The following is a 243-nucleotide window of genomic DNA, read 5'->3' as shown; positions in this document are numbered from 1 at the left end:
AGACCCCGCTCGACGCGGAGGAGCGCCGCGATCTCACCGATGCGGCGATCGCCGCGGTGATGAGGCACTCGGGCGCCGAGGATATGTTCGTCTATCCCGAGATGGAGAAGCACCTCCCCGGCGGCAAGGACGCCGTCGAACACGACAAGGAGGAGCAAGACGAGATCGTGCAGGTGATGAAGCAACTCGAGGGCGCGGAAGCATCGAGTGCTGAGTTAAAGACGTTGGTGAAGAATTTGCAGG

Annotated in this window: 1 protein-coding gene; it reads left to right on the top strand. The window is 61.7% G+C overall.

The features are described 5' to 3' along the window. The coding region (locus NVV99_RS26780) for a hemerythrin domain-containing protein (protein WP_260783333.1) at positions 1-243 on the top strand (243 nt) is incomplete at both ends.

It is taken from the genome of Rhodococcus sp. PAE-6 (assembly GCF_025290685.1).
In the GTDB taxonomy this organism is placed as follows: domain Bacteria; phylum Actinomycetota; class Actinomycetes; order Mycobacteriales; family Mycobacteriaceae; genus Rhodococcus; species Rhodococcus pyridinivorans.
The sequence above is the reverse complement of the archived record's forward strand: the minus strand, read 5'-3'. Positions and strand labels throughout refer to the sequence as shown.